The following is a 14,708-nucleotide window of genomic DNA, read 5'->3' on the forward strand; positions in this document are numbered from 1 at the left end:
GGCGCCGTACGGGCCGGACTCGGCCGGGGCGGGCCGCACGACGGCGCCGCCGGCCGACGGTGGTCCGTCAGGCCGGCGGCGCCGTCGCTGCTTGAGTGGGCGGGGGCGTCAGAGGTCGCCCTGGAGGTAGGAACGGGCGGCGGCCATCACGTCCTTGAAGTGCCCGTCGGCGATGGCCTGGAGGGGTGACTCGTCCTCCAGCTGGGGGTTCATCCCGATCATCCAGGCGCGCGCGGTGTGAGGGTTCTCGCCCTCCTCGATGAGCTTGAAGATCTGGTAGGCGGTGCGCAGGCGCACTTCGGCCTCGTAGCGCGGGGCGTTGAGCGCCTTGCACCACTTGCCGACCTGCTTGGCGTCCTCGATGCCGGCGACGTGCGCGGTGACGCGCTGGCTGAAGTTGTCCTGCAGGAAGCGCGCGATGTCCGCGATGGTCTGCTCCGTCGTGTCCCGGTGTGCGCGGGCCTCGGCGGTGGTCTCTCGCATGGTCTGCATGGTCTCCTCGTTTCCTCTCGCTCGCCGTGAGGCGTCAGCCGAGGATGCGTGCGCCGGAAGCGCGATGACGGGAAGGGGCCGCGTGGCGCTGCCGTTCGTCAGGCTCGGGCGTGGGGTCCGCGCCGTGCGCGTGGAAACCCTGGCCGCTTCGGGCGCTTCTTCGGGCCAAAGGAGGTGGCCGAGGTGCTGGGACATGCGGATCGCTCTGCCTCCGCGGTCGGGCGCGGCGTTCGGCAGGCGTAAGTGACCGACAGTCCGGGTCAACACGGCTTCCCCCCTCTGATATTGAGGAAAGGGTACCCGTCCACCTGCCACTTACTCCATGGTTTTCCCACCTTAAAAGAGTGCTAAATCCCTCCTCTTGTTGCCATGCACGCCTCTGAGCTGCAGGTTTCCTTCAGGGCCTCAGGATGTGGGGGCAGCGGTGCGACCGCGCGTCGCGGGGCGGGGCACCGGATCGGGGGACATGCCGCACCGCCAGTCGGCCCCACCGGACGCGGATCACCGGACGGTGAGGCCGTACTCGCGGGCCACTTCCTTCAGTTCGACGGATTCCGCGAGGATCGGGCGGCGTTCGGCCTCGACGTAGTCGGTGTCGCTGAGGACGGCCCAGCAGCGGCGTCCGCCGTATCCCGACCGGTAGGCGATGCCCTGGGCCAGCCGGTGTCCTTCGGCGTTGCGCTGGGCGACGGTCCAGGCGGCGATCTGGCGTGCGACCCGGCGGTCCCGCCCGTGGATGTGCTCTTCGCTCAGCGGTCCTTCGATGCCCCACGCCGCGAACTCGTTCCGCAGTTCCCGGCCGAGCACATCGCGGGTGGCGTCCGCGTCGACGTCGAGGAACTGGGCGTCGGGCGCCAGCTTCAGCCGGACGAGGATGTGGGTGTCGCGCCAGCTGGACGCCAGATGACCGGGCTTCATCCGGCCGGCCGCCACCGGCGCGTCGGCGAGGAGTTCACGCATCTTCGGCTGGACGCGGAAATGGGCCAGGGCCTCGGCGTAGCAGCCGGCCTGTTCGGACGCGCAGTAGAGCATGCCGTAGGTGAAGAGGCTGAAGCGGCCCGCCGACGATCCCTCGATGGTCTCGGGTTCGATCCGGTTGAACTTCAGCGGATCGCTCGATTTGCCGAGCCGCCAGACGCCCCGGTCCGGGGGCCGCGCGAGCTCGACCGGAGGAACGGCACCTGGGTCTAAGACAGCGGTCATGAGTCCTCGATAGCGATGTCTGTGATGGCGTGCCCGTGGGTCCCGGCTCGCGGCTGATCATTGTCGCGTACGTACCCCGCGCTTGTCGGCCCGTCGTGGCCCCCGGCGGGCGCACCGGCGGAGCACGTCGGCGCGCGGACGGCGCACATGAGGTCGGGACCGGTCGTTCTCAGAGACGGTCGTGGTGGACACGGAAGATCATGGTTCCCGCCTCTGCGGTCGCGAGGAGCACGGTGGACGGCTCCCCCTCCGGCTGCGGAGCCGTGCGGAGGGCGCTGACGGGGTGGCCCGTGACGATCTGCAGGAGCAGCCTGTCGGCGGCCGCGTCCCACAGGTGGATGCCGGTGGCCCCGGCGGCGGCGAAGACCACGCGCCTGCCGTGGACCCGGAAGGCGGTCACGGCGTGCAGTTCCCCGTCCCCGGGGGCGAATTCGGCGAGGTGGCCGGAGGCCGCGTCGGGGTCCCAGAGCCTGAGCGTGCCGTTCTGCCCGGCGGTGACCATCCGGAGGCCGGGCCCGCCCCGCAGGTGGGCGAAGGCCACGTCGTTGACGATGTTCTGGCCGCACCGGATCGTCGGGCCGTGCTGCGCGAGGGCGGCGACGTCCCAGACGCGGAGGTTCCCGTCACTGCCGCCGGACGCGAGGAGGACGCCGTCGTCGGTACGGGTGGAGGCCAGGCAGCGGACGCTGAACCGGTGGTCGTCGAAGACGGCCGCTTCACTGTGCCGGTCGAGGTCCCACAGCCGTACGGTTCCGTCGGCGCTCCCGCTGGCCAGCAGGCGGGAACCGTCGCCGCCGGGCAGCGCGAGGAGGGCGAGCGCGGGCGAGAAGTGCCCGCGCAGCCGCGGCGGCGGCGTGGGGGCGTCGCCGGGGCCGAGGGTGTGGAGCGCGATGCTGTTGTCGCTGAGGGCGGCGGCCAGCACCGGACGGTGGTGCCGCCGGGCCCAGGCGAGGGCGGTGACCGGCTCGTCGTCGATGACGGGCCACTTCTCGCCGGTGTCGATGTTCCGGACGAGCGTGGTGGTTCCCTCGGTCACCGCGAGGAGGTGCGCGGGTCCGGGTGACAGCGCGCTGGCGGTGACGCGGTTCCACCCGGCCCGTCCGTGCCGGAACGTGGCGCCGGCCAGCGGCCAGTTGCGGATCGTGCGATCGGATCCGGCGGTGATGAGGCGGGTTCCGGAGCGTTCGGACAGGGCGGTGAGGGCGGTGACCGCTTCGGCGTGTGCTTGCAGGGATGCGCCGACGGGCTCCAGTCCCTCGGGCCGCCAGAGGCGGACGGTGCCGTCGGCGCCCCCGGAGGCGAGGGTTTCGCGGCCCTCGACGGTGACGACGGCCAGGGAGGTGACGGCGCCGCTCGTCGTCGCCCGGACGGAGCGCGTACGGGAGTCGGGACCGGCGCTGTGCACGGAGAGATTGCCGTCGGAGTCGCCCACGGCGTAACTCCCGGGCTCCGCCAGTGCGACCAGGGTGCGGACGGGCGCGGGATGGCGGGAGCGGACCCGGGTGGTACGGCCGTCGAAACCGGCGACGGTGTCGTGGCGGGCGATGAGCAGCGGTCCGCCGTCCGGCCGTGTCGTGCCGCTCAGAAGGGCCGCCACGGGTTCCGGCGAGGGCAGCGGAACGTCGGCCCGGTGCAGGGTCGCCGTGGTGAACGCGGCGAGGTGGCCGTCGCTCCAGGCCGCGAGGAGCACCGGGGCCCCGCCCTGCGGCCGGTGGAGCGTGAGCGAGGTGACCCAGGCCCCGGTGCGTCGCGCGACCGGACCGATCGGGCGGCCGCGGGCGGCGTCGAGTATCGCGACGGCGCCGTCGGTGCTTCCGGTGGCGACGATGCCCTCGGGCAGGGTCAGCAGGTGGGAGACGGCCCCTTCGTGCAGGGTGATCGGGGGTGCGGACGCGGAGCCGTCGCGCCTCAGGACGCGCACGACGCCGTGGTCGTCGCCGGTGACCAGCAGGGCCCGGTGGGGTGCCCGGGGGCGCGGGACGGTCGACGTCAGGGAGACGACGTCGGCGTCGTTGAGGGCCCACACGTTGTCCGGACTCGCGCAGTCGCTCCACAGCGGCGTGACGGGCGAGCGGTCGAACGGCGCGTCCGGGGAGCCCGGCCGGGGCGAAGGCGTGTCCCGTGACATCGCGGCGTGGTGCGCCAGGTGCAGACTGGTCAGCCGGGACAGGGGGCTGAGATCACGGGAGTAGGGCTCCAGGGTGGCCCAGGCCTGGAGCCACTGCTGCTGAGCCGGCCGGTCCCCCTCTCCCGCCAGCAGGCGGCCGAGCCCGGAGCTCGACTCCCAGGGCAGCAGGGCGGGCGGTACGTGGGTGTCGTCCAGGACGCGCCCCTGGGCGGCGTGCTGGGCCAGGTGCCGCCGCAGATAGGGGTGGGGCGGGATGCTGGGGTCGTCGGGGACGAGTTCGGCGAGCGCGGCGGCCAGTTGGCGGTGGATCTCCGCGTGCCGGTCGTCGCCGGCCGGCCCGCTCATGCCGCACCGCCCCGGTCGAGCCAGTCGGTGTCGAGGTCGCGCAGCGCCTCGGCCAGCGTTTCGTGGGCCGGCCGGTAGACCCGTCGGTCGTCCTCGTGGTCGTGGGCCAGATAGCCGTTGAGGCGGCTCTTGAGCAGTTTCGCGATCATCTCGTCCCAGTCCGGCAGGGCCCGGCCGAGCAGCACCCGGGCCATCTGCGGCCAGATGGTGGACCAGGGGATGCCCGCTCCCCCGGCGAAGGCGGACGCGCGCAGCAGAGCGAGGGCCACTTCGGAGGGGAGTCCGTCGCCCTCGACCAGTACGAGGTCGCGCTTGAGGAGCCCTTCCGTCCCGTTGTTCAGCATCCTCTGCCACTCCGGCTGCCGGGCGACCGCGGCGGGGTCCTCGGCGGACCGGAGTTGTTCACCGGCTATGCGCGCGTCGATGAAGGAGGGCCAGACGGCGGGTGCGACCAGTGCGGCCGCCTCCGCGGCCGACTCGCGGTGCCCGCAGCCGCCCTCGCAGATGAGGGCGCGCAGATACGCGGCGATGTCCTTCTCGCTGCCCTCGTCGTCCGTACGCTGCTCCTCGGCCGTCGGGAAGACGGCCTTCAGCGCTTCGTTGTGTCCCTGCTCCTCCTCGGGCAGTTCACCGGACGGTTCGCTGAGCGGCCGGCTGGAGCGTACGCCGATCAGCAGTCGCAGGCCGCGTCCCCGGTCGGCGAACGGTTCGCCGTCGAGCCGCGGTACGGGTACCTGGTCCAGCCGCGGCGCGCAGAACTCGTTGAGCGGCGCCAGCACGTCCTCGATGATGCGCTGCCGTTCGTCCGCCTCGTCGAGGCCGTCGATGACGAGGGTGACCGCGTCGTCGCGGTCCCGGAGCGCGGCGAGGATCTGCTGGGCGGCCTCGACGACCGGGTCCTCGGTCGACCGGATCCGCCGGGGCGTCTCCCCCAGGGCTTCGAGGATGTCGTGGGCCAGCTCCGCCGCGCCCCGGTGCCGGGCGAGGACCGCCCCGGTGAGGGAACCGGCGGCGGGGACGGTGTCGGGCTCGGACAGGTCCAGTGCCGTTTTGCACAGGGGGTCGTCGCGGAACGCGGGGTCGCTCAGGACGACGGCCCGGGCGAGCACGGCGGATTTGCCGCTGCCCGCGCTGCCGGTGACGAGGAGGACCCCGCGGGTGCGGGCCGGGCTGAGGAAGGCAGCGATGCTGCGGTTGATGTCCTCGCGGCCCCGGAAGTACCAGCCGGGGTCCTGGTCCTGGGTGCGCCCCGTGGCCCGGTCGAGCCAGTGGTCGCCGGCCTGGGCGCCCGCGCGCCGGCCGCCCGCGCCGGCCGTTTCGCGCACCCGGCGGTATCCGGGGTTGGGGATGCAGGGGGTGGGGGTGAGGACGCCGCTGCCGTCGACCACCCGGTGGAGCCGGTGTCTCCTGCGATCCGCCGGGTCCAGGCCGCGTTCGAACTCCGACATCAGCTCGACGACGCTGAGGTGGGGGGTGGTGATGCCCGCGGTGGTGCGGAGCCGTTCGAGCGCGCCGCGCAGCAGGGTGGAGAACCGTCGGACCTGGACCGGCCGGTCGTGTCCGGCGGTGACGAGGACGTCGAGCCGGCAGGTGTTCCGGCGCTCGGCGCGGATGTCCTCGACCAGATCGTCGATCTCGCCGCTGATCTTCCCGGCGTAACAGGTGTTGACGATGACGAGGACGTTCCTGGCGTGGGAGTCGAGCGCCGCTGTGATGAGGTCGGTGGTGCGGACCGAGGTGTTGAGGTGGCGGCCCTTGACGGAGTCGGGCAGTTGCAGGAAGTGCGTCCGGGTGCCCGCGTAGCCGTGCCCGGTGATGAACAGGACCAGCGCCTCTCCCTCCATCTCCCGCACCCGGTTCTCCCGGAGGAAGTCCTCGACGTGCTCGCGCCGGGTCACGGTCGGGGCGGGGACATGGCGGAACCCGTCGGACGCGACCGGTGAGGACCACCACTCGGCGACGACGTCCAGTTGTTCGTCGATGCCCGCGGTGAAGCTCTCGTCGCCGTCGCCGTAGTCGCGTACGGCCAGCGTGAGCAGGGTCCGCTCCGCCCCGTTCTGCTCTGCGGCCCGATTTCGCCCCAACTCCCCCGCCGTGTCACGCATCTCTCTAGTCTTCCAGGCATGACGAAGCCGCCGCAGACGAATCCGGGCCGCAGCCCCGGCAGCACCCCCCGCTTATCTCCGGAGGTGACTCCGGCCGTCACGCACGACGCGGTCGTGATCGTCCCCGGCATCATGGGGAGCGAGCTGTACGACACCGTCACCGGCAAGGTGCTCTGGGGGCTGGCGCATCCCCAGTGGCTCGCCAAGGCCTGGCTGACCCGGGACGGTCTCGCCCCGCTGCACCTCACGCCGGAGGAACAGGCGGGTGTGTACGGGCGGATCCAGCCGCGCAGGCTCCTGCGGACCCCCGTGTGGATCCCGTTCGTGCGAGGCATCGAGCCGTATCACAAGCTGACGCGGTCGATCGAGGAGACCGTCGCCCATCCCGACGCGGTGCTGCCCTTCCCCTATGACTGGCGGCTGCCGGTCGAGGTCAACGCCCGGCTCCTCGCGGCGGAGGCGCGCAGGCATCTGGAGCGGTGGCGCGGGCACCCCGCCCACACGGCGGCCCGGCGCCGGGCGCTCGACGAGCGCGAGGGGCGTCTCGTCTTCGTCGCCCACTCCATGGGCGGGCTCGTCACGCACGCGGCGCTCACCCTGGGCTTCGACGACGACCTGGCGGCCGATACCCGGGGAGTGATGACGCTGGGGACGCCGTTCCGGGGGTCCGTGGTCGCGGCGAACATCCTCAACGCCGCGCAGGGCGCGCCGCTGCCGCTGCCGCACCGCAGGCTCGCGGCGCTGGCCGCCGCGATGCCGGGCGTCCATGACCTGTTGCCCCGGTTCGTCTGCCTGGAGGAGGGCGCCGGGGCGCGCCGGCTCGCCCCGTCGGACGTCGGCGCGCTGGGAGGGGACGAGGAACTCGCCAAGAACTCCGGTGAGTTCTTCGCCCGGCTCGCCCGGCACGAGCTGCCCCACCACCGCCCGGTCGCCGGGGTCCACCAGGACACGGTGCAGTCCCTGCGGCTGGAGAACGGGGAGGTCCTGGCGTCCGAGTTCTGCTTCCGCGCCCACCGGGACGGCGAGTTGAGGCGCGACGAGAACGGGGTGGCTCTCCGCTTCCGGGCCCGGGGGGACGGTACGGTCCACCGGGACTCGGCGTCCCCGAAGGGCGGGGCGGTGCCGATCGCGCTCCAGCACGGTGCGCTGGCGAGCGGCGGGGCGGCGCGGCACGCGGTCGTCGACTTCCTCCTGGAGGAGGACGACCTCGGTCCGGACCAGGCCGGCGAGGGCGTCGGACTGACGGTGCCGGACTACGTGACACCGGGGGCGTCCTGGTCGCTCCGGATCACCGGGACGGACGACCCGTCCGGGATCGACTGCACGGTGGCCTCGGTGGACGGCCCCGTCCGCCGCCGGGTCCGTCCGTACGCGGAGGACGCCGACGCACTGACGGCCGACGTGGAACTCCCCGGGGCCGGGCTGTACCGGATCACGGTGGAGGCCGACCGGCTGCCCTCGCCGCTGACGCAACTGGTGTTCGCCGGTCCCGGCGGCACGCGGCCACCGGGGCGCTGACCGGGCGGGCCGGCCGTCTCCGCGAACAGGCCGGACCGGGGCGTGAAGACGGTCGATGGCCGGGACGTGAGGCGGCCGGGGGCCGGGTCCCCCGGAGCCGGGCCGGGCCTCCCGGCCCGGACACGGGGCGACGGGTCCTCAGATCAGCCCGTGCCGCATCGCGTATCCCACGGCGTGGGCCCGGTTGCGCAGTTCGAGCCGGGTCGCGACCTCGTGCAGCACGTTCTTGACGGTGCGTTCGGAGTACGAGGTCTTCTGCGCGATCTCCGCGGTGTCGCAGCCCTCCGAGACCAGCCGGATCATCTCCGCCTCGCGCGCGGTGAGGGTGGAGAGCGTGAGACCCCGGGGGTCGAGGACCGTCCGCTGGAGGGAGCTGACGTGGTCGAGGAGCTTGCCGAGCAGGTCGCCGGGCAGGACGCCTTCGCCGTTGGCCATCGCCCGGACCAGGTGGACGAGCCGGTCCTGGTCGGCCTCGCCGCGCCGGAGGACGGCGGCGACCCCGCACTCGATCATGGTCTGGAGGGCGCCCGACTCGAAGAATCCCACGACCAGTCCGGTGCGGGTGGAGGTGTTGCGCTGGAGACGGTGCAGGAGCTGGACGGTGGGCTCGTCCACCATGTCCACCACGACCAGGGAGACCTGCGCCCGGTCCGCCTCGGCCTCCGGCAGCAGTTCTATCTCGGGCCGCACCCGCAGTTGGTGGATCATGCCGGTCTGCAGGATCAGGTCCTCCGCGTACACCGCCACGGAGACCCTGCCCCCGGGCGCTCCCCCGGAGTCGGCCGTGCGGCGCTGTGCCGCGGCGGGCCTGCGGTACTGCCCGCGCGTCGCCGTGCTGTTCGTCGTGTCCGTGATCGTCGTCATTGTTGCGTGCCCGTCTTCCTCAGGTGCTTCAGCCCGATATGCCTGCTGGTCCTCGTGTCGCCCCCGCCGGTCGGGGGGCATGGCGCGCGTGCCCGCGGAGAGGGCACGGGGACACCGTGCCGGGGGGCCCGCGGGGCACCACCCCTGCCCGCTTGTTGCCCTCGCGTCTCTGCTGCCGGGCGGTGCGGGCGGCCTAACGTCGCAGAGTGACCACATCTGCCGAACTCGAAAACCCCACGGTGACGGTGTCGCCCGGCGGTACCGCGACGACCACCCTGACCGTGCGCAACGACGGCGACATCGTCGAGGCCTACACACTTGAGGTGGCCGGCGACTGCGCCGCCTGGAGTACCGTCGAGCCGGCGCGTGTGTCGCTGTACCCGGGCACCTCCGAGACGGTGACCCTGACCTTCGCCCCGCCCCGCTCCCACGAGGTCCGGGCGGGCGAAACCCCCTTGGCCGTACGGGTCCTGCCCGCGGAGCGGCCCGAGTCGGTGGTGGTCCCCGAGGGCACGGTGACCGTGGAGCCCTTCCACGAGCTCCGCACGGAGCTGGAACCGCGCCGCCGCCGCGGCTGGCTGGGCGCGCGCTTCCGCACCGCGGTGCAGAACAAGGGGAACACCCCGGTCGATGTGGCCCTCGCGGGCAAGCAGGCGGGGGAGGATCTGCGGCTGGTCTTCACGCCGGACAAGAAGCGGCTGGAGCCGGGCGAGTCGGCGGAGGTCCGGCTGAAGGTCCGGGCCCGGACGCTGATCTGGTTCGGCGAGCCCGTCACCTGGCCGTTCGAGGTCCGGGCGACCGAGGGCGGCGAGGGGGAGGCCGAGGACGAGCAGCCCGGCGGGCCCGAGCCGCTGCCCGGGGAGTTCGCCCAGATGCCGGTGCTGCCCAAGTGGCTGTTGATCGTGCTGGCGGCGCTGCTGGCTCTGCTGCTCGCGTGGTTCGCCCTGGTGCGGCCCGCGGTGCAGAGCACGGCCAAGCAGGCGGGGACGAAGGCCGCGCAGGAGGAGACCGAGCGCGGCAAGGAGCAGGGATCGACCCCGCCCGGTGGTGCGGACAGCCCGGCGGGCGGTCAGGGAGAGGGAACCGGCCCGGACGGAACAGGCCCCGGTACGGGCGGCGGTTCCGGCCCGAGCGGCGGGGGCGGGGGCAACGGCAGTGGCGGGGGCGGCCAGCAGGCGTCCGAGACCATCGATGTGCAGGCCCGGGCGGGTACCACCGAGGAAAAGGCCTACAAGGTTCCGGCCGGGAAGGTGTTCGGCGTCACCGACATCGTGGTGGCGAACTTCCAGGGTGACGAAGGCGTCGTGACGATCTCCTTCGGCGAGCGCAAGATCACGACGATCGCGCTGGAAACCTTCCGCAACCAGGACTATCACTGGGTCACCCCCATTCAGGTTCCGGAGAACGCCACCGTCACCGCTTCCGTCACCTGTGCCAAGCCCGGCACTCCGGCCACCGGTACGCAGGCTTCCGGGTGCCATCAGGTTCTGAATGTCAGCGGCGTACTGAGCGATCTCGCACGATAGAAACAGCGACGCCGAGCGTTCTGCTTCGCCTGCCGACGAGACAACAGCAGAAACCCGGTCGAGAGGAAACCCGGCGGGCCGGGCGGTGGCGGATTCGCCCTCCCGGAACACCAGAGGTCTCCGCCAGTTCGGTCGTCCGCGGCAGCGACAGCATCGGAAGAATATCCGCTTCCGATGGCCGCGGGCACGAACAGCCCTGCTCAGAAACGGTCCTGACGGCGCGATGCCGGTCGACTCGTGCCCGTTCGGAGCGTCCTCGCGACCGCTTCACCCTTCCGGAGGCGACCGATTCCGCCTGCCTTCTCGGCGCATTCTGGCCGAATCGCGTCTCCTCGGAGCGCTTCCCCCCGTGACCCCGGACGGTGAGGGGCCTGCCGGGGTTTACCGGGAAAAAGAGATACCAAACACATCGGGTCACGGCACCGGCGTCCGCCCTTTCGCCCAATCCCCCGGCAGGGGCGGCGATGTCGGACTGTTCCGTAACACGTTGTTCTCGTTCTCTTCATGTCGACCGGGGAATGCGGGCCGGCTCCCGCGAATACGTCGACCGTTGCGCCCGGCCCGCCAAGGGCAGTGTTACCCGGCGTACGGGGGCCCGGAAAGGCAGCCTCGTTGCCCCGCGTCCAGGACTCTGGGACCTACTCCCCGCCCGGCCGGACGGTCAAGACTGGACAGTGATCGAGTGACCGTCCAGAAGGAGCGAGCATGCCGTCGTACCTCACCCCCGGTGTATACGTGGAGGAGGTGCAGTCCGGAGCACGGCCCATCGAAGGTGTCGGCACCGCGGTCGCAGCCTTCGTCGGCTTCGCCGGGACGGGCCCCTTCCATCAGCCGACGCTGGTGACCAACTGGGACCAGTACGTGCAGACGTTCGGCGCCTTCACCGCCGACACCTATCTGGCGCACGCCGTCTACGGCTTCTTCGCCAACGGCGGCGGCGCGGCCTACATCGTGCGCATCGGCGGACCCGCACAGGGCGCGGAGGGCACGGCGCAGGGCGCGGTCACCCAGGCGCCCGCTCCCGTCGCACTCGGCGGGTTTCTCGTGTCCGCCAAGCCCGGCACGGGTGCCGACCTCTCCGTGGAGATCGCCGACGCGGAGGGCGAGAACCCCCCGGAGGACCGCTTCCGGCTGCTGGTGCGCCAGGCCGGCAAGGCCGTGGAGACGTACGACGTCTCCCTCCGCAAGAACGTCAAGGGCTACCTGGTCACCCAGGCCCGCGACTCCAAGTTCGTCCAGGTCACCGAGCAGCCGGGCACGGCGCAGAGCCGCCCCGAGAAGCAGACCGTCGCCCTCACTCCCGCCCCCGCCGCCGCGGGCGCCCCCGGCTCCGGTGTGGCACGGCTCGACGCCTCCGAGTACGTGGGCGACGCCTCCGCGCGCACCGGGTTCTCCGGTCTCGAAGCGATCGACGAGATCACGATGGTCGCCGTCCCGGACCTGATGAGCGCCTTCCAGCGCGGCGACATCGACGCCGAGGGCGTCAAGACCGTGCAGCTGGCGGTCATCTCGCACTGCGAGCAGATGGGCGACCGGGTCGCCGTCCTGGACACCCCGCCGGGCATGAACGCCCAGCGTGTGCGCACCTGGCGCAACGAGGACGCCGGCTACGACTCGCGTTACGCGACCCTCTACTACCCGTGGGTCAAGGTCTTCGACCCGGCGAGCGGCCGCAACGCCCTGGTCCCGCCGAGCGGCCACGTGGCCGGCGTCTGGGCGCGCAGCGACGGCGAGCGCGGCGTCCACAAGGCCCCCGCCAACGAGGTCATCCGGGGCGCGGTGGACCTGGAGATCCGCCTCAGCAAGGGCGAGCAGGACCTTCTCAACCCGATCGGCGTGAACTGCGTACGCGCCTTCCCGGGCCGCGGCATCCGCATCTGGGGTGCGCGCACCCTGTCGTCCGACCCGGCCTGGCGCTACCTCAACGTGCGCCGCCTCTTCAACTACCTGGAGGAGTCCATCCTCCTGGGCACCCAGTGGGTGGTGTTCGAGCCGAACGACGACCGCCTCTGGTCGAGCATCCGGCGCAACGTCACCGCGTTCCTCACCGAGGAGTGGCGACGCGGCGCCCTGTTCGGCCGCACGGCCGAGGAGGCGTTCTACGTCCGGTGCGACCGGAGCAACAACCCGCAGGAGTCGATCGACCTCGGTCAGGTCGTCTGCGAGATCGGGGTGGCGCCGGTGAAGCCCGCGGAGTTCGTGATCTTCCGTCTCTCGCAGTTCTCGGACAGCACCAGCCTCGTCGACGAGTGACCTTCCCGGTCCTCCCCCACCCTTTCACTTTCGATCGGAACAGGTGACACAGAGTCATGGCAGAGGGCGACGCTCTTTCCACCCACGTCTTCGGCGTACAGCTCGGCGGCTATCTCGTGGAGTCCATCCAGGAGATCAGCGGCATGACCGTCGAGGAAGAAGTCGTCGAGGTCCGTCAGGTGACCGCCGAGGGCAAGCAGATCATCCGCAAGCAGCCGGGCGCCCGCCAGGCGGGCGAGGTGACGATCACCCGCGGGCTCGACAAGAGCAGCGAGTTCACCACCTGGATCAAGGAGACCCTCAACAACGGGGCCGTCGACACCGCGCGGCAGAACCTCACGATCGAGATCAAGGACTCGACCGGTGAGACCGTCCGCCGCATCCAGCTGATGCAGGGCTGGGCCTCCAAGTGGGAGGGCCCCTCCCTCAAGGCCGGCGAGTCCAGCGCGGCGACCGAGACGGTGACCATCACCTTCGAGGAGATCGTGGTCGAATGAGGCGCCGGACCGTTACGCCGGGCGGCGGGCTGGAGGAAGTCCTCGACAACCTCGCCGCCGCGCCCGCCACGCGGGAGGAGGCTTCCGCGCCCCCTCCCGCGCGCCCCCGGGAACGGGAGACGCTGCAGACGGAGTTCGCCTTCGAGCTGCCGCGCGGGTACGTCGACGACGAGGGACACGTGCACCGCAGCGGCACCATGCGGCTCGCGACGGCCCGGGACGAGCTGCGCCCGCAGATCGACCTGCGGGTGAAGGAGAATCCGGCGTATCTGTCCGTGGTGCTGCTGAGTCAGGTGATCACCCAGCTCGGCACGGTCACCGATGTGCACGCCGGGATCGTCGAGCGGATGTACGCGACCGACGTGGCGTTCCTCCAGGACTTCTACCGGCGGATCAACAGCGAGGGCCACACGCATGCCGCGGTGACCTGCCCGCTGTGCCACGGGTCGTTCGAGGTGGACCTCTCGGGTGGGCGCCTGGGGGAATCGTGACGTACGCGCTTCCCCGGCTGCGGGAGGAGATCGCGTACGTCGCCTACCACTTCCATTGGCAGCGTGAGGACATTCTCGACCTCACCCACGGCGAGCGTCAGCAGTGGGTGCGGGAGATAGCGCGGATCAACACCCGCGTCAACGAAGGCGGGTGATCGTGTGGGGCTCGGGGACTGGCTGCGCCGGGCGGACCGGCAGCGCTCCGGCGCGCCCTCGCACGAGGGCGGCGGGCTCGCCGACGTGTCCGGCGCACCCGCTCCCGTCCCGGACCCCGGCCCTGTTTCCGGTTCCGGTTCCGGTTCCCCGACGGGCGTCGGCGGCGGGGGCGGGGACGCCGGTGGCTGGGACGGCGGCTGGCGGCGGGTGGCCCCGCCGTCGGTGACCGTCGCCCGGTCCTCGATCGGCGTGAGCGACGGGCTGCGGTTCCGGTCGCGGCTGGCCTCCTGGCAGAACCCGGCCCTCGGCGGCGAACTCGGCCACTCCGTCCTGCCGTCGGCCCCGGTCGGCCTCATCCACGGCGTCGCCCGTCCCGGCGGCGCACGGTCCGCGTCCCCCGGCGGGCCGCTGCTGCTGCGCGCGGTCCGGCCCCCGGGCGCCGACGAGCCCGCCGGGCCCACGACGGACCTGCCGTCCGCCCCGGTGAACGTGGTGACGGGCAGGGGCAGCAGGACGAACGGCGGTACGGGGGCCGGGAAGCCGGGCCCTGGATCGCCGCCGGTCCAGCGGTCGGTCGCGGCGCGTGGTTCGGCCCCGTCCACCGCGAACCGGTCGCCTTCGGGCGGATCGGGTGCGTCGAATGCGCCGGACAGGTCGGGTGCGTCGGGTGCGTCGGGAGCGTCCGGCCCGTCCCCCTCCACTGCCCCGCCCCGGTCGTCCGTGTCCTCCGGTGCGCGCACTCCCGCCGCCGTACGTCCGCAGCGGATCGCCCCGCCGCTGATCGTCGCCCGGCGTCCGGCGATGCCGCTGCGGCAGATCGCCGGGCTCGTGCCCGCCTCCCCCACCGTCTCCACCTCGTCCGCCTCTTCCGCGTCCTCCTCTTCCTCCGCTTCCTCCTCTCCTTCCTCATCGGCCGAGCCGTCCGGACCGGCTGCCGCCCCCGCCGTCCAGCGGGCCGTGTCCGAGCGGCGGAGCAGTGCGGACCGTACGGTTCCGGAGGGCGACGCCCCGTCTCCTGACCGTGTCTCCGGCCGGCCCGCCGCCGATGTGGTCCGCCCCGCCCTGGGCAAGCCTCTGCGCGAGATGCCCGCCGGAGCCAGGCCGGCCGGCCCCGACGGACCGGCGGGCGT

The 14,708-nt window shown here is 72.4% G+C and carries 11 protein-coding genes and 1 pseudogene; 7 read left to right on the plus strand and 5 right to left on the minus strand.

The window, feature by feature from the left end; genetic code table 11:
• Positions 1 to 108: 108 nt before the first annotated feature.
• From CR470_RS27110 to CR470_RS27125, 4 genes are all read right to left on the minus strand, one after another.
• On the minus strand, positions 109 to 492 hold the full coding sequence (locus CR470_RS27110; protein WP_097870144.1) for an XRE family transcriptional regulator: 384 nt from the start codon (positions 490 to 492) through the stop codon (positions 109 to 111).
• A 501-nt stretch (positions 493 to 993) separates the two neighbouring features.
• Positions 994 to 1,695, minus strand: coding sequence for an RES domain-containing protein (locus CR470_RS27115; RefSeq protein WP_097870145.1), 702 nt, complete (start codon positions 1,693 to 1,695; stop codon positions 994 to 996).
• A 169-nt stretch (positions 1,696 to 1,864) separates the two neighbouring features.
• Complete coding sequence (locus CR470_RS27120; protein WP_097870146.1) at positions 1,865 to 4,168, minus strand: WD40 repeat domain-containing protein; 2,304 nt, start codon at positions 4,166 to 4,168, stop codon at positions 1,865 to 1,867.
• Positions 4,165 to 6,273, minus strand: a complete 2,109-nt coding sequence (locus CR470_RS27125; protein ID WP_097870147.1) for an ATP-binding protein — start codon at positions 6,271 to 6,273, stop codon at positions 4,165 to 4,167. Before CR470_RS27125 ends, CR470_RS27120 begins: the two co-directional genes overlap by 4 nt.
• Positions 6,274 to 6,357: 84 nt before the next feature.
• Between CR470_RS27125 and CR470_RS27130 the strand changes: the two genes are divergently transcribed.
• Complete coding sequence (locus CR470_RS27130; RefSeq protein ID WP_441350782.1) at positions 6,358 to 7,791, plus strand: esterase/lipase family protein; 1,434 nt, start codon at positions 6,358 to 6,360, stop codon at positions 7,789 to 7,791.
• Between the two features lie 138 nt (positions 7,792 to 7,929).
• Here the strand turns inward: CR470_RS27130 and CR470_RS27135 are convergent, their stop codons facing one another.
• Entirely contained in the window at positions 7,930 to 8,655 is a 726-nt protein-coding gene (locus CR470_RS27135) for a helix-turn-helix transcriptional regulator (protein WP_097870148.1), read from the minus strand.
• 239 nt (positions 8,656 to 8,894) lie between these two features.
• On the opposite strand from CR470_RS27135, the gene CR470_RS27140 reads away from it, so the two are divergent.
• The 6 genes and pseudogenes from CR470_RS27140 to CR470_RS27160 all read left to right on the plus strand — a co-directional run.
• On the plus strand, positions 8,895 to 10,181 hold the full coding sequence (locus CR470_RS27140) for a COG1470 family protein (RefSeq protein ID WP_097870149.1): 1,287 nt from the start codon (positions 8,895 to 8,897) through the stop codon (positions 10,179 to 10,181).
• Positions 10,182 to 10,886: 705 nt separating this feature from the next.
• The gene (locus CR470_RS27145; RefSeq protein WP_097870150.1) at positions 10,887 to 12,434 is read left to right on the plus strand and encodes a phage tail sheath family protein; all 1,548 of its coding nucleotides are present in this window, start codon (positions 10,887 to 10,889) and stop codon (positions 12,432 to 12,434) included.
• Positions 12,435 to 12,490: 56 nt separating this feature from the next.
• A complete protein-coding gene (locus CR470_RS27150; protein ID WP_007457189.1) occupies positions 12,491 to 12,931 on the plus strand; it encodes a phage tail protein in 441 nt (146 codons plus the stop codon).
• The gene (locus tag CR470_RS27155; RefSeq protein ID WP_097870151.1) at positions 12,928 to 13,422 is read left to right on the plus strand and encodes a hypothetical protein; all 495 of its coding nucleotides are present in this window, start codon (positions 12,928 to 12,930) and stop codon (positions 13,420 to 13,422) included. The genes CR470_RS27150 and CR470_RS27155 overlap by 4 nt, the downstream gene beginning before the upstream one ends.
• Positions 13,419 to 13,577, plus strand: coding sequence for a DUF6760 family protein (locus CR470_RS39765; RefSeq protein WP_003966147.1), 159 nt, complete (start codon positions 13,419 to 13,421; stop codon positions 13,575 to 13,577). The genes CR470_RS27155 and CR470_RS39765 overlap by 4 nt, the downstream gene beginning before the upstream one ends.
• Before the next feature lie 4 nt (positions 13,578 to 13,581).
• Positions 13,582 to 14,708: pseudogene (locus CR470_RS27160) on the plus strand (hypothetical protein); the annotation flags it as partial.

This window comes from Streptomyces sp. rh34 (assembly GCF_002551245.1).
Lineage (GTDB): Bacteria > Actinomycetota > Actinomycetes > Streptomycetales > Streptomycetaceae > Streptomyces.